23 protein-coding genes are annotated in these 22,092 nt (G+C 37.2%); 1 reads left to right on the top strand and 22 read right to left on the bottom strand.

Annotation, left to right across the window (positions count from 1 at the left end):
- Positions 1–7: 7 nt before the first annotated feature.
- The 21 genes from MKX29_RS14155 to MKX29_RS14055 form a co-directional block, all read right to left on the bottom strand.
- Positions 8–1,189: a DegT/DnrJ/EryC1/StrS family aminotransferase gene (locus tag MKX29_RS14155; RefSeq protein WP_341106163.1), complete on the bottom strand. Its 1,182-nt coding sequence runs from the start codon at positions 1,187–1,189 to the stop codon at positions 8–10.
- Positions 1,176–1,823, bottom strand: coding sequence for an acetyltransferase (locus tag MKX29_RS14150; protein ID WP_341106161.1), 648 nt, complete (start codon positions 1,821–1,823; stop codon positions 1,176–1,178). The genes MKX29_RS14155 and MKX29_RS14150 overlap by 14 nt, the downstream gene beginning before the upstream one ends.
- Before the next feature lie 5 nt (positions 1,824–1,828).
- Positions 1,829–2,431, bottom strand: coding sequence for a sugar transferase (locus MKX29_RS14145; RefSeq protein ID WP_341106159.1), 603 nt, complete (start codon positions 2,429–2,431; stop codon positions 1,829–1,831).
- Between the two features lie 35 nt (positions 2,432–2,466).
- Positions 2,467–3,525, bottom strand: coding sequence for a UDP-glucose 4-epimerase GalE (gene galE, locus MKX29_RS14140; protein ID WP_341106156.1), 1,059 nt, complete (start codon positions 3,523–3,525; stop codon positions 2,467–2,469).
- A 22-nt stretch (positions 3,526–3,547) separates the two neighbouring features.
- Positions 3,548–4,618, bottom strand: a complete 1,071-nt coding sequence (locus MKX29_RS14135; RefSeq protein WP_224937953.1) for an EpsG family protein — start codon at positions 4,616–4,618, stop codon at positions 3,548–3,550.
- 2 nt (positions 4,619–4,620) lie between these two features.
- A complete protein-coding gene (locus MKX29_RS14130) occupies positions 4,621–5,529 on the bottom strand; it encodes a glycosyltransferase family 2 protein (RefSeq protein WP_341106154.1) in 909 nt (302 codons plus the stop codon).
- A 1-nt stretch (position 5,530) separates the two neighbouring features.
- Complete coding sequence (locus MKX29_RS14125; protein ID WP_341106152.1) at positions 5,531–6,652, bottom strand: glycosyltransferase family 1 protein; 1,122 nt, start codon at positions 6,650–6,652, stop codon at positions 5,531–5,533.
- A complete protein-coding gene (locus MKX29_RS14120; RefSeq protein WP_341106149.1) occupies positions 6,652–7,731 on the bottom strand; it encodes a glycosyltransferase family 2 protein in 1,080 nt (359 codons plus the stop codon). The genes MKX29_RS14125 and MKX29_RS14120 overlap by 1 nt, the downstream gene beginning before the upstream one ends.
- Positions 7,694–8,857: a glycosyltransferase family 4 protein gene (locus MKX29_RS14115; protein WP_341106147.1), complete on the bottom strand. Its 1,164-nt coding sequence runs from the start codon at positions 8,855–8,857 to the stop codon at positions 7,694–7,696. The genes MKX29_RS14120 and MKX29_RS14115 overlap by 38 nt, the downstream gene beginning before the upstream one ends.
- Positions 8,854–9,735, bottom strand: coding sequence for a UTP--glucose-1-phosphate uridylyltransferase GalU (gene galU, locus MKX29_RS14110; RefSeq protein ID WP_224937958.1), 882 nt, complete (start codon positions 9,733–9,735; stop codon positions 8,854–8,856). Before galU ends, MKX29_RS14115 begins: the two co-directional genes overlap by 4 nt.
- Before the next feature lie 19 nt (positions 9,736–9,754).
- Positions 9,755–11,581 carry a polysaccharide biosynthesis protein gene (locus MKX29_RS14105; protein WP_341106145.1) on the bottom strand — a complete coding sequence of 609 codons (1,827 nt, stop codon included), beginning with the start codon at positions 11,579–11,581 and terminating at the stop codon, positions 9,755–9,757.
- Positions 11,582–11,842: 261 nt separating this feature from the next.
- A complete protein-coding gene (locus MKX29_RS14100; protein ID WP_224937960.1) occupies positions 11,843–12,508 on the bottom strand; it encodes a CpsD/CapB family tyrosine-protein kinase in 666 nt (221 codons plus the stop codon).
- On the bottom strand, positions 12,468–13,217 hold the full coding sequence (locus MKX29_RS14095; RefSeq protein ID WP_251163333.1) for a YveK family protein: 750 nt from the start codon (positions 13,215–13,217) through the stop codon (positions 12,468–12,470). Before MKX29_RS14095 ends, MKX29_RS14100 begins: the two co-directional genes overlap by 41 nt.
- Before the next feature lie 100 nt (positions 13,218–13,317).
- Positions 13,318–14,505 (bottom strand): nucleotidyltransferase domain-containing protein, encoded by a 1,188-nt coding sequence (locus MKX29_RS14090; protein ID WP_341106141.1) that lies wholly within the window; start codon positions 14,503–14,505, stop codon positions 13,318–13,320.
- Complete coding sequence (locus MKX29_RS14085) at positions 14,499–14,975, bottom strand: lasso peptide biosynthesis B2 protein (protein ID WP_224937963.1); 477 nt, start codon at positions 14,973–14,975, stop codon at positions 14,499–14,501. Before MKX29_RS14085 ends, MKX29_RS14090 begins: the two co-directional genes overlap by 7 nt.
- On the bottom strand, positions 14,968–15,267 hold the full coding sequence (locus MKX29_RS14080; RefSeq protein WP_341106138.1) for a lasso peptide biosynthesis PqqD family chaperone: 300 nt from the start codon (positions 15,265–15,267) through the stop codon (positions 14,968–14,970). Before MKX29_RS14080 ends, MKX29_RS14085 begins: the two co-directional genes overlap by 8 nt.
- Positions 15,236–16,189 carry an aldolase gene (locus MKX29_RS14075; RefSeq protein ID WP_341106136.1) on the bottom strand — a complete coding sequence of 318 codons (954 nt, stop codon included), beginning with the start codon at positions 16,187–16,189 and terminating at the stop codon, positions 15,236–15,238. Before MKX29_RS14075 ends, MKX29_RS14080 begins: the two co-directional genes overlap by 32 nt.
- A 210-nt stretch (positions 16,190–16,399) precedes the next feature.
- Positions 16,400–16,525 carry a paeninodin family lasso peptide gene (locus tag MKX29_RS14070; RefSeq protein ID WP_224937966.1) on the bottom strand — a complete coding sequence of 42 codons (126 nt, stop codon included), beginning with the start codon at positions 16,523–16,525 and terminating at the stop codon, positions 16,400–16,402.
- The gene (locus tag MKX29_RS14065) at positions 16,485–18,449 is read right to left on the bottom strand and encodes an asparagine synthase-related protein (RefSeq protein ID WP_341106134.1); all 1,965 of its coding nucleotides are present in this window, start codon (positions 18,447–18,449) and stop codon (positions 16,485–16,487) included. Before MKX29_RS14065 ends, MKX29_RS14070 begins: the two co-directional genes overlap by 41 nt.
- Positions 18,450–18,681: 232 nt before the next feature.
- On the bottom strand, positions 18,682–19,494 hold the full coding sequence (locus tag MKX29_RS14060; protein WP_341106132.1) for an endonuclease I family protein: 813 nt from the start codon (positions 19,492–19,494) through the stop codon (positions 18,682–18,684).
- 340 nt (positions 19,495–19,834) lie between these two features.
- Entirely contained in the window at positions 19,835–20,476 is a 642-nt protein-coding gene (locus MKX29_RS14055; RefSeq protein WP_341106130.1) for an SDR family oxidoreductase, read from the bottom strand.
- Positions 20,477–20,548: 72 nt separating this feature from the next.
- Between MKX29_RS14055 and MKX29_RS14050 the strand changes: the two genes are divergently transcribed.
- Positions 20,549–21,571: a potassium channel family protein gene (locus tag MKX29_RS14050; RefSeq protein WP_341108271.1), complete on the top strand. Its 1,023-nt coding sequence runs from the start codon at positions 20,549–20,551 to the stop codon at positions 21,569–21,571.
- On the opposite strand, the gene MKX29_RS14045 is transcribed toward MKX29_RS14050, so the two are convergent.
- Positions 21,568–21,975, bottom strand: coding sequence for a YugN-like family protein (locus MKX29_RS14045; protein WP_251163327.1), 408 nt, complete (start codon positions 21,973–21,975; stop codon positions 21,568–21,570). The genes MKX29_RS14050 and MKX29_RS14045 overlap by 4 nt on opposite strands.
- Between the last annotated feature and the right edge of the window lie 117 nt (positions 21,976–22,092).

Genomic DNA, 22,092 nt, shown 5'->3' with positions numbered 1-22,092 from the left:
CTGCCTCCTATCCTAATAAATAAGGATGCAGATGAAGACTTGAGGTAATGGTCGTTTGAATACATTGAATTACTCTGTTTTGTTGCTCAATTGTTAAATCAGATCCTGAAGGTAAACAAATTCCTTTTTCGAATATCATTTCCGAGATAGATTCGTGCTCCACATCATGTGGATAAAAACTATAACCTTGAAATAACGGTTGTAGATGTAATGGTTTCCATACTGGACGAGCCTCTATATTCTCATTTCTAAGAGCGAAAATTAGCTCCTCGACGGTTACACCTATTGTCTCACTATCAATTAATATAGTAGTTAGCCATCTATTGGAATAGGTTCCCGGAAGCTCAGGTAAAAATGAAATGCCTTCTAATCCTTTAAGCCCTTCTTCATACCGCTGAAAAATTTTCCTACGTGCATTTATTCTGTTTTCCAGATAGGTCAATTGGGCTCTACCAATACCGGCAGCGATATTACTCATACGATAATTAAACCCGATTTGGCTATGCTGGTAATGTAGTGCTGTATCTTTTGCCTGTGTGGCTAAAAACGAAGCATATTCCACACCTTCTTTATGATTGGAGACGAGCATCCCCCCTCCAGAAGTAGTAATGATTTTATTACCATTAAATGAGTAAATACCATAACTGCCGATTGTGCCGGTTGGCTTCTCCTTGTAAGTAGAGCCAAGCGATTCAGCAGCATCTTCAATTAAGGGCACACCATAACGTTGACAAACTTTTAGCAATTCATCCATTTTGGCAGGTTGCCCATATAAATGAACGACAATCACCGCTTTTGGTAAATTTCCATTTGCATTCGCTTCCTTTAGAGCTCTTTCTAACGCATCAGGAGACATATTCCAAGTTTCGGGTTCTGAATCAATGAATACCGGTTTTGCCCCAATATAAAGTATAGGATTAGCCGTAGCTACAAATGTAAATGTAGAACAAAAAACGGTGTCTAGAGAGCTAATACCAAGTGCTAATAATGAGAGGTGGATGGCAGCAGTACCCGAGTTCACCGCTAAGCAAGATTGCACATTCACAAGTGTTGACATTTCTTGTTCAAACAAATCGATATGAGGACCGACGGGTGCCACCCAATTATCCGTAAATGCGGATTGTACATAATGAATTTCTTCACCAGTCAAATGGGGAGGCGATAAATAAATACGCTCAGCCAATGTCATCACTCCATTTCAATATTTTCTTTGCTTGTGCGGGTAATCCCACTGCCATCACTCGCTCTGGTATTGAGTGAATCACTGTCGAGCCTGCCCCTATGACAGACCATTTCCCTAATGTTACTTGTGGAATGACAACAGAAGCAGAACCGAGATGCACCCCCTCTTCAACTTTTACTGATCCAGTTAAAGTTGAACGCGGAGAGATATGCACATAATCACCAATTTCATTATCATGTTCAATCACTGCTCCTGTATTAATGATTGTATGATGACCAATCACCGCATCCGCATTAATAACCGTCTGTGGCATGATGACGGTTCCTTTACCAATCATTGCGCTCGGACTAATACAAGCAGAAGGATGGATACAAGTGGTATAGTATTCTATTGGTAAAGCTAGCCTTTCGAACATTTGCTTGCGGATTTTATTATTGCCTATAGAGATAACCAACCTAATATTAGGGTTGATTTTTAGGACATCATCTACATAATCAATCGGTGCTAAAAACACATTCCCTTTCATTTTTAATGAGCGATGCTTATCATCAAAAATACCAACCACATTATTTTTTTGCATTGTAATAATGTCAAAGATTACTTTGCTATGCCCGCCATAACCAATTAATGCAATATCCATTTATGTCACTCTTTCATTTTTATTTGGTTTCCCTTAAACACTTCAGTTGTGGCAGCACCTGGCTGATTAATTCCTTCTGAACGGATGACCTTACTAATCGTAAGAAAAAGAATTTTTAAATCTAGTAAAAAATGTTGATGATCGACATACCATACATCCATTTTTAACTTTTCTTCCCAACTAATCGCATTCCGGCCATTTACTTGTGCCCAGCCTGTGATTCCAGGCTTGACACAATGTCTTCTTGCTTGTTCTGGTGAATATAATGGTAAATACGCTATTAGTAACGGACGAGGTCCAACCAAACTCATTTCACCTTTTAAGACATTAAGAAGTTGTGGTAATTCATCCAAACTATATTTTCTTAACTTGCTACCGATTTTGGTCAATCTTTTCTCATCTGGTAACAGATGACCTTGCTCATTTGTTTCATTAGTCATTGTACAAAATTTATATAAGCGAAAGGATGATCCATTAAGTCCAGGTCTTTCTTGTTTGAAAAAAATGGACGATCCGTTGATAAGCAAAACGGTAGATATAATTGCCATTACAGGTGCAAATAAAAGAAGCAGTATACATGCGCAAATAAAATCAAATAATCTTTTCATTTCCTTCCTCTTCTTATACGTCATCCGACATCTTATTAAGAAAAAGAAAAATCCCCACTTTGCATTAAGTGCGGATTTTTCTTATCACTATAACCAGCGGGGTTATTTTTCTGCCACCGCCAGGCGTCTATACACATTTCCTCTAATCCTCTTTGAGCCTTCCAGCCTAACCCCGTCGCTGCAGCTGTTGGATCAGCATAACTAATAGGGATATCACCCATACGGGCATCCGTAATGATATACGGTATATTCACATGATTTACTCTCTCAAAAGTTTGGACAATTTCTAAAACACTATAGCCTTTCCCTGTACCTAAATTATAAAAATTAAAACCGGTCTCCTTTTTTAATTGTTCTAGTGCACAGATATGTCCCTCAGCTAAACCCATTACATGGATATAATCTCTTACTCCTGTACCATCTTTAGTAGAAAAGCCATCGCCGAATATTTGTAATACCGGCCGTTTACCAATAGCTACTTGGGTAATATAAGGCATGAGATTATTAGGGATACCCCGTGGATCTTCACCTAAATTTCCACTTGGATGGGCACCGATTGGATTAAAATAACGTAAGCATGTAATCGCCCACTCATTATCGGATGCAAAAATATCTCTCAACATATCTTCGATTATTAGTTTTGTTCTGCCATATGGATTAGTTGCCGATAGATGAGCATTCTCCGCAATCGGTACCTGTTTTGGTCTACCATAAACAGTCGCTGAAGAGCTAAACACCAGTTTTTTTACGTTAAACTGTTTCATTACTTGCAATAAGTAAATCGTGGAAATGAGATTATTATCATAATAGGAAAGTGGATTAACAACCGATTCTCCAACTGCTTTATACCCGGCAAAATGAATCACTGCTTCGATTTCATTATCAGCAAAGACAGAATGAACTGCGTCTTTTTCCTTTAAATCAATCGAATAGTACTTTACCTCTTTCTTCGTCATATGCTCAATCCGCTGCACGACTTCTTGATTACTGTTGGAGAAGTCATCAAGAATAATGACATCCATACCACGGTTTAATAAAGAGACACATGTGTGACTGCCAATATACCCTGCTCCACCGGTGACGAGAACACTCATTTTTTCTCCCCTCTTTCTCTCGTTATCCTAACCAATCACTTTGGTACTGAATATTTAAACTAATGACTGTTTCATAAAAATAATAGAAAAAATATAGCACAAGGATACAATAATAAATAAAGCGTTGATCCTTTGGTTGAAATAATTTGACTATCCAAGCAACAAGAATCAATTGATAAAGACTAAAATAAATAGAAAATCGCGCAAAAATCCAGTTTTGTGTAGAAATAATCATAAATACTAAACCAACTAGTGCCATATTCACAATAAAATCACTTTTAGGAAAGATAGTCCTTAACTTCTCTCGCCCAAGATAAGCAATGAATAAAGGGGTTGCTTCCACAGCGACGCGTAAAATATTTGCTCCTCCTTCTTGGAATTCTGCATATTGCCCATATTGTGTATCTTCTATCGCTGAAAAAAGGAGTGTCGAAAACTCATTAAAGCCGACAACAATAAGAACGGCAATCAGAAGTAATATCAACGTCGCTTTCGACCAAGCCTTATAACGTACAAAAAAGTAAATAGGTAATAAAATGAGCGCACTTTGATGAAAAGAAGAAGCAAGGATAACAAATAAAAAGTACACAGGCCAATTCCCATTTATAAGGAACTTTGTTGCCGCAAATACTATCGCCGCTGCTAAGCATTGGCGAATACCATTCATCGTAACTAAAAATAAACCACCAGTTATATAAATATAAATACTCAATTCAAATAATCTTGCATAGTGTGCGAGAACAAATACTATTAAACTGTTCGTCAATAACGAGACAACGAAAATTAAAACTTGCGGGTCATCAGTATAAAACTTCAGAACCATTTGTAATAATCCGAAGCCAATATCCTTTCCCTCTACTATTGTTGCCCAGCTAAAATCATTAACTTCATATGCATGCATATAAAAAAAGGTATCGCCAATATTGGTTCTTGCCCCAGAAACAGCAATAAGAATGAAAGCAACAAAAGTAATCATCAGTTTATTAGGATAAACAGTCTGGACTGAATCCCCTACAAGTACAGGTCTAGAAAAGTATCTAGCTATTAAAGCCACACTAAAACTTGCGAATAAACACATCCAAAAAACAGTCATGATTACTGTTCACTTCCCATGGCATTCCTCTTTCGTTGCTCATAACGTACATAAAATGAAAGTAGATATCCAAATGGTAGCGCAACAAGTGTCATACCTTTTAAAGGTGACGCTTGAATGAAGTCTTTCTTTTGACTTAATAAACAACTAGAAACGTAATGTATACATTCTCTTAACTTTTCTTTCAATGATGGAGCATGAATCATTGCTGTTTGACGAAAGAACGCAAAGCCTTTCGGGTTTTTATAATATTGATTAAGCATATTTAAACTCGATCCGTCTGGTAAATATTCGACATGGCATAATACTTCATTGAGGAGTAATAACGGTTTTAACTGATCAATAAAAATGTACTTATAGCTTAATGGGCAATACTTTTCTCCTGAGAAAATAGGATAGGCAGGGGTCGTTTTTGTCAATGCTGTTCGATAGACAAGCTTCTTATCACCCTTCACTTTATGAACACCATACAATTCCCCTAGAGTACAAGTAGACAAATCAGCGGGTAATTCGGTCCCTATGATATCCCCATTTTGATAGGCATCAAGCCCGACAATACCAGCTACCTCCTCACTTCCAAATTGGTTCCAATAAGTAATGATTTTCTGTACCGCATCCACTGGCATATAATCATCAGAATCAATGCAAACATTCAATTCTGTTTCGATTAACTCATAAGCTGTATTATGTGCCCCATGCATACCTAAATTTTCCTGGTAATGGTAGCGAATAGAAATGATTCCCTCTTCTATCCACCCTTGAACCAATGACCTTGTTCCATCATTCGAACCATCATCAATGATTAACCACACAAAGGATTGACATGTTTGTTTCTTTAAACTTTCATAGCCTAAATGTAGGGTGTAAGCACGGTTATAGGTCGGGGTAAAGATTGTTAATATTGGTTTCATCTTATCTCGTCCTGCTTGCATGATTTTTAGTCTCGTTATATTCGTTATAAAAGGTAGATAACCACTGACTCGTGGTCTCGATATCATAACCAGCTACTTTTAACGCCGTAGAGGTATCCTTATGTTGGTTATCTAATTGCAACAGTTTATCTGCCCATTCAGAAGCCTTTCTAGATAAGCTCATAAATGTTACCCTATTCGTCAGATTCACTTCTGCCGTTATCGTATCAGAGACAAGACAACTGAGACCAGCAGCCTGTGCTTCAATTAAAACTACAGGTAAACCTTCAAAATGAGAAGGGAATAAAAAGACGTCCAAGGATTGCAAAAGCAAAGGAATATCATCTCTAACACCTAAAAATTTCACTTGTTGTTCTAGCCCTAGCTTGTGAACTTTTTTCTTTATTTGTGGCATTAAGTCACCATCTCCAGCTAAAATTAAAACAGCGTCTTTTCTTTTATCAGATATAGATTGGAAAATATCTATGATGAAATCATGATTCTTCTGATAATTAAAGCGCCCAATATGACCAATTACAAAAGAATCATCCACGTCCAATTCTCTTCTTATCCGCTTTCGCTCTGGCAAATGATAAAGATATTGACTCACATTTACTGCGTTAGGTAAAACGGTTATCTTGTTCTTAGATGATGTAAATAACCATTCCCCAGCACGTTCTGAACATGCAAAGTAATAATTAGGATATTCCTTCATGCATGATCTTGCATACTTGCGAAACGGCCATTTAAAATCTATATGTAAATCACTCAAATGGCTATGCGCAATCCGACACGGCACTCCAGCATCATATGCTGCACGCATAACAAAACTACTGTTTTCGTTTAAATGAGCATGTACAATTCGATAATATGGGTGTTCGGCAAAAAAGGTGTCCAATTGTTTAAAGTATTTTTGGTAATTACCTGGGCGAATGGATGGCATATGAAATATACGACCACCTAGCCTCTTAATTTCCTCGTCATAATGACCTTCTTCCTGCCGGTGGACAATGAAGTCAAATTGAATGCCAACATGCCTAAGCCGACGATAATAATTCATTAACATGGTCTCTAACCCACCACGATTCATAATCGTTACCACTTGCAACACTCTTAATTCCATTATGACCTACCCCCCCAGCGTTTTTTTCTTAATTTATCAATCATCAAAAGCATATAGTAGACACTGCTAGCTGAACGTGAACGGGAACAAACAAAAAATACCCTCCAAACGAATGGAAAGTAGTTGAGTTCCAACGCTTTAAAAGCCTCTCTAACAATAGGTGCACTTAATATGTTATCTATTTCATTGATTTTTTCTCGTATCGTTAGTTGGCTTTTAGAAGCAAGGATATTTAAGCCTAAACCAATCATATTTAAGCAAATACGATTATTTAAAGCTGATTGAGCATGACGACTGAATGAATATTCCATTATGCATTGATTCATTTCATCATAAAGTTGCTGCCAAAGCTGAAATAAATCCGATTTATATTCACTCGTTTGTGAATGTTCATTTTCTTTCCAGTAATGATATAAAGGCCGATCGACATAGACAAAAGAGTCAGCTAGGCTCATCACTTTCATATTGAAAAGGGTATCCTCATTTGATCCAATATGATGTAAATCTGTAAAAAAGATAGGTTGTTTTGTTAATAAATTTGTACGGTATAACTTTGACCAAACGGTTCCCATAGCATCAAGCATACTAGGATCAGATACTTCTTCCTTAATTGGACCTACTAATCGCCTGACAATTTGTTCTTTATAGGCTTGACCTCTATAGGTTTTTTCTTTCAAGTGATGGAAGTATCTTTCCTTAGAGAAGTGTTGATACGCTCGTGTGTATCGACACATAGCGATATCTGCCTGCTCTCGTTGAAGCGCTTCATATAATGCCTCATACATCTCTTGGTGAACCCAGTCATCAGGATCGACAAAACCAATATACTCTCCCTCCGCGTGCTTTAGTCCAAAATTACGGGCCTGGGAGACACCTTTATTCTCCTGGTAGAAGACCTTCAGCCTTTTATCCTTCTCTTGATATTTTGAAAGAATGTCCCCCGTTTGATCGGTTGAACCATCATTGACGGCAATAATTTCAATTCTTTTAAATGTTTGTGTGAGTAAACTATGTAGACATCTTTCAATATACATTTCCATATTATATATAGGCACGATAATGCTGATGATTGCTTTCATCTTTCTTCTCCTGCGTGTATTTAGCATAAAGGATCATTAATTCTTCCATGACGACTTCAGTTGAATACTTGCTAACAAGTTGCCTATTTGCTTTAGCGAACCTCTCTCTCTCTTGTTCAGAAAGTATAAGACTCTCCATTTTTTCGGCGAAACGATGCACATCAGTCGCTGCTATCAGATATCCATTATGCCTGTCCCTGATCAATTCATGATGCCCTCGATTCATAGTAGCTATAATGGGTAGGCCACAAGCCATTGCTTCCAAAATATTCACTGGGAGGCCCTCCCTAAAACTAGAAGCCACAGCCACATCACTCATTTGCAACCATTCCTTCACTTCATTAGTAAACCCGAGAAATACTACCTGACGATCAATTCCAAGCTCAGTAGCTAGTCTTTGACAATCTGATAACAGCGGTCCTTCTCCTGCTAATAGTAATTGGCTAGATGGGTGTTGTTTCGCTATTTTTTTAAACGCTTGTAGTAAAAGCCTTTGGTTTTTGTTTCGATTAAACTCTGCTGCATAAAAAAATAAAAAAGCCTCTTTTTCAATTAGATGCTTTTCTCTTAGTTTTTCCTTTATTTCCTTATCAATTGGCTGATATTGTGCCACATTGACGCCTACTCCATGGATAAAAGCTATTTCCTTCGCTTTCAATGCCTTAGTGGCTAAGGCATAATCTTCTTGATTAATCGTAATCAAACAATCCGTTTTCCGCGCCAAGGTTTTTTCAATAGGATAATAGATAAGCCAATTAAGTAGTGGGGCACCTTTGCAAAAATGAAATCCATGGGCAGTATAAAATAGTAATGGCTTCTTCTTCATACTAAAAGTCGCCAATCTCCCAAGTAATCCACCAGTGGGTGTATGACAATGAACAATATCGAATTGATGAATCTCCATTAAGCTTTTCAACTGCTTGTACGCATATAGATTGGCTTTTTTAAACGGATGCCTTTCAATTGGGAGGCGATGCTGTTTGGATACAAAAGGTAAGGTTAAGTCACCTTTAGCCGCTATATGTATTTCCCAACCTTGTTCGTATAGTTGTCGCATAAAGGGGAGATGAAATGCCTTGAAATGATAGTCGACTGTGGCAACTAATAGCAGTTTTTTTGCCGTCATTTGATTGGATATCTTTCTGTTATCGTTTGTAGAAAACCTAACAGCTCCTCTTGTAAATCCTTACGTTTTAAAGCAAATTCAATGGATGTTTGAATATAACCAAGTCTCTCACCAACATCATAGCGCTCTCCTTGAAATTCGAATGCAAATATCGGTTCACTATGATTCAAAGTGGCTAACGCATCTGTTAGTTGAATTTCATTCCCCCTCCCTGGCTCTTGATATGAAAGAATATCAAAAATACTCGGTGGTAGGATGTATCGCCCCATGATTGCTAAATTAGATGGCGCCTGATTAAGGTCTGGCTTTTCAATTAAAGAACGAACCGTATGAAGTCTTTCCGTCACTATTTCACCATCAATGATGCCATATCTTGATACTTCTTCGTCTTTCACTTTTTTCACCCCAAGAATCGTACCTTTATGCTCTTCATACTGTTCTATCATTTGAGCTATGCATGGCGTAAATCCTTCAATAATATCGTCACCTAACAAGACCGCAAACGGCTCATCGCCAATAAACTTCCGTGCACACCATATGGCATGCCCTAACCCAAGCGGTTCTTTTTGTCTGATATAATGAAGGTTGGCCAGTTGAGATGACTTCTTCACTTCTGATAGTAATTCAAATTTACCTTTGCTCATTAAATTTTGTTCTAGTTCAAAAGAATAATCAAAGTGATCCTCTATTGCCCTTTTCCCTTTACCTGTAACAATAATAATATCTTCAATACCAGCAGCAACTGCTTCTTCTACAATGTATTGAATTGCCGGTTTATCGACAAGTGGTAACATTTCTTTTGGCATTGCTTTTGTTGCAGGAAGAAATCTAGTTCCTAAACCGGCAGCTGGAATAATCGCTTTTCTTACTTGCCCCATACTTACTCACTCCTTCTTCTTAAGATAGTGATAACATATTAGCAACTTCCTGCTGTTTCTCTGGCGTTTCTTTTCGGTTTGCAAGGGTTAACAAACGTTCTCTTAATTCCTCTTTACTCATCACAGGATATAGATCAATTAAACTTTCAATCTCCTCAATATAAAGGGTGGCGCTTTTCCCAATATAAATATGTGGGTAAATTTGCTGATCGCCCATCTCTTCTTTATTCAATAGTTCTTCAAATAACTTCTCCCCTTGGCGAATACCGGTGAATTTAATACTTATTTCCTGAGTTGTATAGCCGGAAAGTTTAATTAAATTTTTTGCTAAATCATATATTCTTACCGGTTTACCCATATCTAAAATAAATATCTCACCACCTAATGCTAGTGCACCTGCCTGTAGCACAAGCCTTGACGCCTCAGGAATGGTCATAAAATATCTCACCATATCAGGGTGCGTGACAGTAATTGGTCCTCCTTTTTCGATTTGCTTTTTAAAAAGGGGAATGACACTCCCTCTACTACCTAATACATTGCCAAACCTTACCGCAACAAAACGAGTTGCACTTACTTTATTCATTTGTTGAACAAGCATTTCCGCAAGACGCTTCGATGAGCCCATTACACTTGTTGGATTAACAGCTTTATCTGTTGACACCATTACAAATACATTGACTTGTGACTGATGAGCTGCCTCTGCCATATTCCTTGTACCAATTATATTATTTTTTACTGCTTCCTCTGGATGTTCTTCCATTAATGGTACATGCTTGTGGGCGGCTGCATGATAAACAACTGCCGGTTGATATTTTTTCATGACTTGAATCATGCGTTCCTTATCTTGAATATCAGCAATAACAGGAATCAGTTCGCTATCACTTTTCATATCTACCAGTTCTAATAGTATGGAATAAATGCTGTTTTCTCCATGACCGAGAAGAATCAAACGCTTTGGTGAGAAATTTAAAATCTGTCGACAAATCTCTGAACCAATTGAACCTCCTGCACCAGAGACAAGTACCGTTTGATTGGCAATATACTCCGAAATACTATTGTCCTCTAAGAGAATCGGCTCTCTCCCGAGTAAATCTTCCACCTTTACATCTCGTATATGATTGACTTTTACTTCTCCCATGACAATATCTTCAATAAAGGGTAGTGTTTGTGTCTTAATATTCGTTTTGGTACATTCATTAAAAATGATCTCGAGCTCTTCTTTTTTAAGTGAAGGAATAGCAATAATTAAATGCTCTATACCCATTTCATGAACAATCTCTCTTAATTGTTCAACCTTTCCTAAAACCTTTAAGCCTGCTAAATACAACCCTTGCTTCCTATAGTCATCATCAATAAACCCGACTGGAATTAATTGATCATGTCCTTGCATCAATTGTTTGGCAAGCATCCCCCCTGCTGAACCAGCACCAATAATTAACGTTTTTTTCTTATTCATAGCTAGCTCTTGCATTTGTTCTCTATAGACTCTAACGCCATATCTTGAACCTGTTAATACAATAAGCAGCACTAAACTATAAATGATTGTAAATTGAGGAAGAAACGCTTTTATTAACATGTAGTATGTAATCATTGTTAAACAGACTGTCGTTCCCACAAGCCTGAGAATAATGAGAAATTCTCGGATACTAGCATAGGACCATAATTGCTCATAGAATTGCTGTTTATAAGCAAAGATATAATAAAATAGAAGTAATAAACTATAAAATATAATAGCTTGATTGTATGAGATAGAAGTTGGGAGTAATAGATACGTAAATATAAAAGAACTCAATAGTAATACTGCATCCATCAATAACGAAAATATCAGCTTTAGTCTGTATGACACAATATCATCCCTCCCTTGCTTCAGGATTTCAAATGCCTTACCATCAGTGAATGATTAGAACTAGCACAAGTCTCAACTCATGTATAGACATTTACAATTTTAAAAAGTAAAACAGGGCATCTAACCCCACCTCTCACCACACTCTTGACGACAAGGCGTCTAAGGTTTTTTTCAACCCACAGCATGACCGAGTATCTCTCTTAGATAAAGGCAAGGAGACATCACCTTAGGTATTCTTTATAACGAACATTTGTAAAAAAATTAATGGCTTCCATTCAAGATGGTGCCAATAATGTTCGACTTTGCATATTGTAGTGTTTTTTTAGCATTGTAGACATGTTCTGCTTTTGTTTGCCCTTGTTTTACGACGAGTATCACACCATCACTAACATTCGCTAACACCTTTGTATCAGTCACATCTAATAAACAAGGAGAATCAATTAGTATCACATCATATAATGGGCTAACTTTAGCAATGAGTTTCTTCATGACACTAGAACCAAGTAGTTCTGAGGGATTGGATGGAATCTTCCCACTAGGTAATAGTTTTAGACCAGGAATTTGCGTAGAAACGGTCACTTGTTCTTGTATTGCATCGCCTTTCAGTACATCTGTTAAACCAGGCTCTTGCGCTGCCATAAACATTTGATGTAATGCTGGATTTCTTAAATTAGCATCAATCAAGAGCACTTTCTCTTTTTGGTTCGCAATTGATACAGCAATATTGCCTATCATTGTCGTTTTACCTTCATAACGATCGGGTGAAGTAATAAGTAAGACCATATGCTTTTTCTCACCATTGATAAATTGGATATTTGTTCTTATCGTGCGGAATTGTTCAGAAATGATAGAATGGGGGTACAAATAAGTGACTAAGTTTCGTTCCTTATTGCTCGTACCGATTTTCCATTTCCGCATATTGACCATTAGTCTTTCTCCTTTCTTTCACTGTTTGTTTTTGTTTCTTTTGTTTTAAATTTTTCGTATGTATGATTGAGACAGTACCAATTGTCGGCACATCGATTAATCTCTCAAGCTGGCTTTCTGACTTTACAGAATCATTTAATGAGTCTAATAGAAAAATAAAGCCTATTCCTGCAACTAAACCTAACACCCCTGCAATCACAATGATATTCAGCCCATTACTTTCATTAATAGGGCTCGGGTTTGTTCTCGCCTCCGACAAAATGCTGACTTCATCAAAATCCATAATTGTGGGGATTTTTTCAATAAATACTTTTGCTGTAGTATTAGCAATTAAAGCGGCTCTTTCTGGATGTGAATCAACTACGGTTATATTCACCACCTGCGTATCATCAACACTCGTAACAGCAATCTTATTCGCTAATTGATCACTTGTTTCCGCTAATTTCAATTCTTTAATTACTTCCTCTAACACAACTGTGTCTCTGATGATGACCTGTAGAGTATTTCGATACCCTACTTCTGCCCCAATAATAATATTCGTATCGCTTTGATAAAGTAATGTTGGTTTATTTAATAAGTGATAAATAAAAGCAATCCCACAAGCAAGCAACGTAAAAAGGAGCACCAGCCAAAACCTTTTCTTAATGACTTTAAATAGTTCAGGTAATTGTATTTCTTTAGCCCCAGGTTCATTCAAATATCTGTTCATTTGTAATCCACCTTTTGTATTTTCTTTATAAAGAACAAAAAGAGTAAAAAAATATAATTAGATTAGGTTTATTTCATTTTAGTTCTTTATAAAGAACAAGTCAACAAGTTTTCTTTCTTGCATTTTGTAGCATTTGCCGTTTCCTATTTAGCCATAGAAAAGGTTTTATCACATAATAGAGTGGGAACAATTTTTTCGGTAACGGGAATGCTTGATAATCTTCGGACAAAGGATAGAACCATTGCAAATAATGAATGAATTTCTGCTTCAAAGTAAATAAACTGCGTAAATATTGCGCATGATAATGAGCAATTTCCTTTGGTACATGATGATCATGTAACGAAACCAATTGGTGAAAATAAAACGATGCCCCTCTTGCTAACTTTATTGATGCGCGCTTATCCATGCATGTTGATTTTACATTTGAATTAAATAGTTTCACTGATAATAATAATGCCTGCCCAGCGATTTTATCGTATTGGTATTGGGTTAAATGATGTGACCATTCCCTATCATTCACAAAACTTCCCTGTAACAAGATCTGATGAATATCAAACAGCCATCTTAACCTTGACCAACCGTGTCTAGCACCGTGAGTGCTTAAGAAATAGAATAAATCTTTTTCACCTAAATAAGGAAAGCTGATTTGACTACTCCATTGACTTTCTCTTCTTCTCTCCCATAACTCGGTAAAATGGGGCTCTGTGCTTGGTGCAGGGTGAAGGCGCCAGTGAACTTCTACCTTCGTTCGATGTTGCTTATGAAAATAGGTAAAGTGATGATGTCGCCACTTCCAATCATCCATCACCGATTCAATATATTCATCTTTTTCATAACCTTGTAGGAGCATTAATTGTTCTGCTTGTTCAATACGTTCAATCGGCACAAGCAAATCAATATCAGCACAAGTACGCAAAGACAGATCTCCGTAAAGCTCTTTAGCTAGGATGGGACCTTTGAGAAAAAGAAGCGGTAGAGATGCTTGTTGAAACTGCAAATAGAGTGTATGCATTTCCGCGGTCAAATGCAGCATACGATAGATGTTCTGCTCATAATCTTTCTTTATTTTTGTAAATATATATGCTGGCATCTTACCAGCTACCTTTTGTTCATTTATTGCATGATATATTTGCGGGAATATTCGATGATGCTTTACTGCTAGCAGGAACTGATCCCAATCTACCTTGCTACATAATGAAAGTACTAATTGCTTTTCATTTTTCATCAATGATAAGATCAGCTGCATTTCTAAAGGTAAATTTTGATTATCAAATGACGTTCTTACCATCTCTCCTTCTCCTTTTTCGGTATACATGCAAACATACTAACAATTGTAAACTTATCTTTTTCATGCGCCCCGCTCAGAAAGAAAGTACCACTTCTTAACCATGCATGAGCGACAAACTCACCATAATCATCCCTTGCAGTCCCTAAATATAAAGTACTTTCTATTCCTCTTCTTTCAAGCATTTTCATACAAGCAACAGCCTTCACTAAGCATTCACTCTCCCAAAACGTATACCGGCTCATATGATGTACTGCTTCAGAAATTTGTTGAATAGGATTCTCTCTATGAAGGTCCTGCGTTTGTTCTGTCTCTTTCATATGCTTACCTAATAGATGGGAAACTTTAGAAAATGGTAACTGCTTATAAATTCTTGCATAAGCTAGGTAAATTAGGGCCTCTATTAATAATCGTTTTTTCTCCCAGGGAAGAGCAAGAAAATGTTTAAGTTTATGAAAAAGTATTCTATTCATGTTGATGTACTTCAATAAGCCCTTCTTTTAAAAGCTGATTAAGAAAGAAAAACACCTCTTCTTCACACTTGATTTGCTCCACTTCGTATTCTGCTTGCATTTGCACAATGAGAGAAGAGATTAACACGCCTTCTTGCATCTTTCCCCAGATTTCACCACCAATGACACCTAAATTATAATACTTTCCGTTTTCTATATTCAGCATCACTTTCTCACCGTTCATATCACTTACCATATTTCCACTAGCTTGTTTCACGATATCATTGATTGACAATGGCTTCTTTGTTATCATTCTGCTCCTCCTCAAACAAGTTATGAATCGTATCTGCCAGCTCATATGCTGAAAATAAGTTCGACCGTTCGATCGCATACATAGGAATTTGACTAGCAATCTTAACCGATAAGTCAAAATGCCAAGTTAATAGTCCTAACCGCCCGATCATAAAAGGACGATATGTATGAGTATCCAAAACTTCAATTTTTTGCAACCCATTTAAAGGATGTATTTCTTTTGGTCTTTCATTCACCTGATGTAGGACGAAAATACCTGCAAGTGGAACCGAGTGATGTGTAAATACATTCTGTACAGGTATCGCATATTTATTTTCTCTATCAAAAAGAGGATGATAACTTGTAACCGATAAACCTAACTTCTTAATACTTTCATCCCATAGTTTTTGTTGTGGGTAGCTCGGTACTACATAGGCTATGCCGTTTACTAATTGAATAGGTATGACATCATCACTTAATAGCGACCATCCTTTTAGAATAAGCGTCGAAGCTAGTGTCGACTTTCCTGCCCCTGAATCTCCGACAATTAAATAGGCTTTGCCATCCTTCATTACTGCACTTCCATGAAGGGGTAATATCCGCCTTTGCATTAACAGTACACCCATACACGATCCTAATATAAACAAACGGATTTTATCTATTGAACTACTAGGATGGGGATCAAAATAAATGATCCTGCCCCCCTCAATATAGAAAGTTGCCGTTTCATTAACGGTAAATAGAACGGATTGATCTGTTAATACTTTAAATTTTCTTTTCTCTCCATAATTATCCCATATAGATGATAAGTCTCTTTGTTTAATACAGATCTTCTCAAAAGGATTAGAAGGCTCAGACTCTTCGCTAGCAACGAGTTCTTTAAATGGTATATCACTTAATACATATAAACCGAATGCTCGATATTTATGTGTCTTCTTTTCCAAAACGTTCCTCCTTTCTAAGAAAAGCGCCAGACGCCACTGCCTATAAGCGTAAAAGAAAGGACTCTGCTTATCCTGTTTTTTTAAGCTATACTTAAAAGCAATAGCGTCCATATTTAGCGCACGAAACGTCAATTAAACTTATTATCTCTCCAACTCTTTTCTAAGAAGCCCTTATCCATAAGCGCACAAGGACCGTTTCCTTTGATGTGCTTACGAATGATGAATCGTTTCATCTTCATCTGGTTGGACAGCATCAGGGATTTTTAATCCTGGTCCTCCCATTGTTCTTTTTATTTCAAGTTCTTGTAAAATGGGTGTTTGCCAAATTTTTGTCACTTGTTTCACCTCCTTTAATAAGAAAACGGTAAAGAATGAGTGTCCGCATCGCTATGCGAAAATCATCATCAAACACTTGGTTTGCTTGTGGTTGCTGAATACGCTTTAGATGGTTCCGGATGACTGACACATCGATAAAGTGTTGAATGCGCTGATCGCTTAGTGCTTTTTCCATTTCATTTAGAAAAGTCGACCAATTTGGTAGTAGACGCAGCAGCCCATCTGCACCTTGCACACCCTTGCTTTTCACATTTAATCGATTAAGATTCGGTAAATATCCTTTTGTTGCTCTACGGATAAAGGCACGATTGAATCCATTTTTCACAAATTGATCCTCTGGAAGAGATAAACAAAAACGGACCACTCGCAAATCATCTGTAGGATCTCTAGGAATTACTCCATATTTCAAAGCCATTTTTGCGCCATATACCCCTGTTGTATGCCAATAATAGAGGTCATTGAATTGTTTTTCCCTTACTTGATACGCATTAGTTAGCCCGTTCCCCGCTTGGTCAATGCCGTTATCTCTTAATTTTTCATACACCTTTGTTTGCCTTGCAAATGCGGGATGAATAAATTGTGGAAAGGGATGCCCCCGATTCACATGGGATGCTCTTATTTTTTTATTTATAATAGCCGACCAAACTTTTTTTCGATTCACACCTAAAGCGATACTATAGGAATTAGTCTCTTTAAAAAAATGTAATAATCGATACTTTTTAAGAAGACTTGCATAATAATCAAGTGCTGGCCCCCAAGAAATGGTCCAATTTCCTCGTTGGCCATTGAGAAGAATACCTATATCCAAAGCTGATGCTTGTTCGTAAATCCCTCGTAACCAATACGTATTATCGAAGTATTTATAAGGTGATTCAATCACATTCAACCACTCATCCATTTCTGTATAAGCATTACGGTCAGAGAAAGATAAGAAGTGCGGAACGAGAGTAGGGTATAGCTTAAGCATCTCTTCAATCCATGGTTTTTCGTTTGCTTGTCTGCTTTTGGGTGTCCAATCGTCAAACTTGGGGATAGGGATGTAACTGAAAGTATGTAATGGTTCCCCTTGTAATGATTTGGCCGCAAATGCAGTGACTGTACCTGAATCCAACCCTCCACTTAAATGAGCACCTTTTCCCTTAAATGTTCTTAATTTAGAATTAACCACTTTTTGAAATAATTCTTGAAATGCTTCAATATATTGTTCATCATTCTTTAGTTTAAGCGGTTCTCTTTCTTCTAGTAGGTGACAGTATTGTTTAATCTGTGTATGATGTTTCGTTATCGTGATTGAGTGTGAAGGTGGTATTTGATAGATAGATTGATAGACCGTTGAGGTTAAATCTACTGATTCTATCGTTAATGGATTAGCAAGATATTCAGCGATCCAGTTCTCATTATATGTATCTTCTACTTCTGGTAAAGTCAGTAGTGCACCCATAGTCGATGCGAATGAGAAGAACAAAGCATTTTTAGTAAAATATAACGTTCTCGTCCCTGAGAAATCTCTAGCTCCAAACCATGTTTGTTTTTTGTCATTCCAAATCATGAATACAAAGTCACCGACTAAAAACTTGGGACAATCTTCCCCCCATTTTTCATAGGCATTTAAAATCAGTTGACTATCGGTAATCATATATCTCTCATACTTCCGAATATTTAATAACTGGTATAAGTCTTCGCGATTATCAATAATACTATTGCATATAATAGCTAACCCTTTTTCACGATTATAATAGGGAATTTCCTCACCCCTAGATTGCGGTGTGATCCAATTTAAAGAACAACTTAAGAATAGGCGGCGCTCTCTTATTGTTTGCACCTGATCATAACGGAACCCTTGAAACTGTTGTAACATCCTATCCCCGTAATGAACGGGAATTTCCCACTCATTGAAGCTCCATATCCCCGCAATTGCTGTCATGCGCTACCTCCCTCTTCGTCAGTTCTTTATAAAGAACATATAAGTACTTTTAAACTAACATCATACAAATCAACTGTCAATATTGTTTTTGATACAAATGACTTATTTTTTTCAATTGAAGTTCATTTTTGTTTAAGGCTAAAATAAGCCTTCCTCTCATCTCGTAAAGTAAAAAAAGTCTGATAGAACTGTAAAATATATACAGTTATACCAGACTTACACTATTCCACTTTTACTTTTCATCACCCCAAATAGCAAATGCCCATTCAGGATGATCAATGAAAGGATTGCGGTTATTTTGAAATTCTTCATAGATTAATTGATTTCTACGTTGTTCATTCTCATCTACAGGGTCCTCTTTATGCCACTCTAACAAAACGGATAATTTTCCATGCAAAGGCGTGCGTCCATTATTGACTCTATCGTTCAATTCTAAATCTAACTCGCCAGCATCTCCCTCATAACGTACCGCCATATAAAAAAGCATTCTGGCAATATCACCCTTCATTTCATCACGAGGTTCAAAAGAATCATGATCATAATAATTACCCTTTGCTTCCTGATGTTCTTTTCCACCATAATCAAAATCTAAGTTTCCTCTAGAAGCATTTACACTTACATCCGTCGGCCTTAAATGATGCAGGTCTGTTCCTACACCTGGCTCAGTATCAAATCCACCATGGGATTTTGCCCAAATATGTTCACGGTTCCAGTCATCTGCATCTGGACCTTTTAAGTCCTTGTCTTGCGATCTTCCACTATAGAATAAAATTACATTGTCACTATTTTGTGGATCTTCATCTGTCACCATTAACGCTTCCCATACCTCACGATAAGGCAGTTCATTATGATCATCTATAATCTCATGAAGTGCTGCTTTTAATTCATCTGCCGTTTTCCCTTTTGCCTCTTTATAATAGTTACTATCAACCTGATAATCATTTGTTGTTTGGTTTCCCTCTGTAAGTGGGGATTCCCCTTCTGGCGTACAACTAACTAACAAGCTCAATAAAACTAATAATGGGATAAATGAACGTATGCCCATTGTTTCCTCTCCTTCATAAAGTACTTAAAAGAATATTATCTATGAAAAATAAATATTTGAACAGCACCAACAGTAGGGTTTTATTTAATAGAAGTTTTCCGCCCCTTCCTTCAAAGGAAATGCATGATATATGCTGAAAGTAATATCTATTGGAAATGTCATTTTAGGCAGCTGAGTACTTCGGGGAAATCCTATATGAAGAAGAAAAATCCATGCAACGGAAAATTACATACCATTTGTTAGAAACTTGTTGTTTCCCAAATGAAACTAGAGCAAATCCTCTATTAGAATTTGCTCTAGTTTCTTTCTATTTATTATTTCCATGTCTCGGTATTTTTTACTAAATCCCTTTTAGCGCCTCACCTATCGTTTCCTCCCCTGTAACGAGGTCGAATGATTTATGAATGGTCTGATCATTATGAAGCACCTCAACGATTGTTGCAGCCACATCTTCACGTGGAATTGTATTTCGTTCAAGAGAAGCAGACGCCTTCACTTTCCCTATTCCTGGTTCATTTAATAAGCCGCCTGGACGTACGATGGTGTAGTCTAATGAGCTATTCATCAACATTTTATCAGCATAATGTTTAGCTACCATATATGGCTCGATCGCTGACCATTTTTCTCGGTCATTCGCATGTATGGCACTAACCATCACAAATCTAGAAACATCGGCTTTTTCCGCTGCTTCGATTGCTTTACCTGCGCCGTCTAAATCGATGAGCAATGTTTGGTCATATCCTGTATGACCTCCTGATCCTGCTGTGAAGACAACAGCCTCACACCCTTGCATAGCCTTAGCCAATTCATCAACCGTACCAGCTAATGATGCATGGACCGCTTCCATCCCACGGTTTTTAAAATCGGTTAATTGTTCTTCTTTTCTTACCATTGCTACAGGTGTATCACCGGTTGTTTCACTTAATTTATTCATCACTTGTTTACCAATTTGCCCGTTCGCTCCTATTACTAATACTTTCATTCTAATTCTCCTCTCTTCCTTTTCATTTATCGGTGAAAATCGTTTATGAAAATGGTTTTTCACCTATACTAAATAATACTATTTTCTAGGGGAGTTTATAAAATGCCACATTATCTGTATTCTTATTTCACTCGCTTACCATTGGTCTTTCGCATACTCATCATGGCACTGATGACAATTATCCTATTTGGCGGTTTTGTTCACTTATTAGAGCCGAATAGCTTTCCTACTTGGTTTGATGGTATCTGGTGGGCTGTCATAACTGCTTCAACTGTCGGGTATGGTGACTTTGTGCCTCACTCTGTTGTCGGAAGACTAGCAGGAATTGTCCTTGTTTTGACAGGAGCAGGTTTTATTGCTTCTTATTTCGTTGCATTGTCTACTGCCGCTGTCGCTAAGCAAAATGACTATATTCAAGGAAATTTCCAGTTTAAAGACCATGATCATATTATTGTCATCGGTTGGAATGCTCGTTCGAGAGAAATTTTGAAAACGATATGTAGCTATGTTAATAGCGTACCCGTCACATTAATTGATGAAACATTGGAGGAAAACCCATTACCCCACCAAAACCTTCATTTCGTCAAAGGGAATCCACAAAGAGATGATGTGCTCATGAAGGCAAGTGTAATGGACGCTAGACAATTGATTATAACCGCTGATCAAAACAAAGACGAACACCAAGCAGATATGCACAGTATCTTGACGTTAATTGCTGTTAAAGGAATGAATCCATCCTTACCTTGTATTGTAGAAATCCTAACAACTGAACAGATGAAAAATGCGAAGCGAGCTGGCGCAGATGAAATCGTGCAAACGAACTTATTAACAAGCTTTGTCATGATTAGTAGCCTTTCTTCAAGAGAAATGGTTACGGCATTTCTCAGTTTACTAAGGCAAATTGATCAAAGAAGACTAGGTATTGAGCCCGTATTAACTGACCATATTGGGGCTAATTTTCGTGATGTGAGTATTAGCTTAATGAATGAAGATATATTGATTCTGGGCATTAAACGGGGAGAAGAAATGATTGTTCATCCCCCTCACCCGTTTTCACTTCAGTCAGAGGACATGCTTATCACGATAAAAAATTAATATTGCAAAATCCCCTCTAGTTCTTTAACAAGTTCTTGGCCTATAGCTACATATCTTTCGGTAACTTCTCCGTCCTTATCAACTGGTGCCTGAAATTGATTAAATGAGGCAGAGAAATTACCGATATTTGCATTATTTTCATCAATATTGCTCTCGTAAATATGTGATAAGAGATAAGGTGTTCCCAGTTCTACTGTACAATTGCTCGTATCTAATTGACCATCTATAGACTTGAAGGGTATACGTAAGAAATGATAACCATTGTTCGTATCAATTTTGTAATCAAACGCACCATGATCATAATCCCAATTCCCTCCAATCGTATAACCCATTGGTTTTAATAACTGCTCCAGTTTAAACAAGTGATATTGCTTTCCTTCGATATTAGAATGAATTTCTCTCATTGCTTTCATTCCTTTCAACATCATATTTTGCTTAGTTTTACCCTATTCCCTCTCACTAATACTATCGCTTTTCACTTCACTTTAGGCCTTATCTCATTTATCCATTCAGGTCATTAA

Source organism: Cytobacillus sp. FSL R7-0696 (assembly GCF_038006865.1).
GTDB classification, from domain to species: Bacteria; Bacillota; Bacilli; order Bacillales; family Cytobacillaceae; genus Cytobacillus; species Cytobacillus kochii.
This window is presented reverse-complemented; position numbering and strand designations above follow the sequence as displayed.

What these genes read in the sequence shown, in the direction of transcription:
- MKX29_RS14155 (WP_341106163.1), bottom strand. Translation starts at nt 1,189, where the DNA reads ATGACATTGGCTGAGCGTATTTATTTATCGCCTCCCCATTTGACTGGT.
- MKX29_RS14150 (WP_341106161.1), bottom strand. Translation starts at nt 1,823, where the DNA reads ATGGATATTGCATTAATTGGTTATGGCGGGCATAGCAAAGTAATCTTT.
- MKX29_RS14145 (WP_341106159.1), bottom strand. Translation starts at nt 2,431, where the DNA reads ATGAAAAGATTATTTGATTTTATTTGCGCATGTATACTGCTTCTTTTA.
- galE (WP_341106156.1), bottom strand. Translation starts at nt 3,525, where the DNA reads ATGAGTGTTCTCGTCACCGGTGGAGCAGGGTATATTGGCAGTCACACA.
- MKX29_RS14135 (WP_224937953.1), bottom strand. Translation starts at nt 4,618, where the DNA reads ATGACTGTTTTTTGGATGTGTTTATTCGCAAGTTTTAGTGTGGCTTTA.
- MKX29_RS14130 (WP_341106154.1), bottom strand. Translation starts at nt 5,529, where the DNA reads ATGAAACCAATATTAACAATCTTTACCCCGACCTATAACCGTGCTTAC.
- MKX29_RS14125 (WP_341106152.1), bottom strand. Translation starts at nt 6,652, where the DNA reads ATGGAATTAAGAGTGTTGCAAGTGGTAACGATTATGAATCGTGGTGGG.
- MKX29_RS14120 (WP_341106149.1), bottom strand. Translation starts at nt 7,731, where the DNA reads ATGAAAGCAATCATCAGCATTATCGTGCCTATATATAATATGGAAATG.
- MKX29_RS14115 (WP_341106147.1), bottom strand. Translation starts at nt 8,857, where the DNA reads ATGACGGCAAAAAAACTGCTATTAGTTGCCACAGTCGACTATCATTTC.
- galU (WP_224937958.1), bottom strand. Translation starts at nt 9,735, where the DNA reads ATGGGGCAAGTAAGAAAAGCGATTATTCCAGCTGCCGGTTTAGGAACT.
- MKX29_RS14100 (WP_224937960.1), bottom strand. Translation starts at nt 12,508, where the DNA reads ATGGTCAATATGCGGAAATGGAAAATCGGTACGAGCAATAAGGAACGA.
- MKX29_RS14095 (WP_251163333.1), bottom strand. Translation starts at nt 13,217, where the DNA reads ATGAACAGATATTTGAATGAACCTGGGGCTAAAGAAATACAATTACCT.
- MKX29_RS14090 (WP_341106141.1), bottom strand. Translation starts at nt 14,505, where the DNA reads ATGGTAAGAACGTCATTTGATAATCAAAATTTACCTTTAGAAATGCAG.
- MKX29_RS14085 (WP_224937963.1), bottom strand. Translation starts at nt 14,975, where the DNA reads ATGAATAGAATACTTTTTCATAAACTTAAACATTTTCTTGCTCTTCCC.
- MKX29_RS14080 (WP_341106138.1), bottom strand. Translation starts at nt 15,267, where the DNA reads ATGATAACAAAGAAGCCATTGTCAATCAATGATATCGTGAAACAAGCT.
- MKX29_RS14065 (WP_341106134.1), bottom strand. Translation starts at nt 18,449, where the DNA reads ATGACAGCAATTGCGGGGATATGGAGCTTCAATGAGTGGGAAATTCCC.
- MKX29_RS14060 (WP_341106132.1), bottom strand. Translation starts at nt 19,494, where the DNA reads ATGGGCATACGTTCATTTATCCCATTATTAGTTTTATTGAGCTTGTTA.
- MKX29_RS14055 (WP_341106130.1), bottom strand. Translation starts at nt 20,476, where the DNA reads ATGAAAGTATTAGTAATAGGAGCGAACGGGCAAATTGGTAAACAAGTG.
- MKX29_RS14045 (WP_251163327.1), bottom strand. Translation starts at nt 21,975, where the DNA reads ATGAGAGAAATTCATTCTAATATCGAAGGAAAGCAATATCACTTGTTT.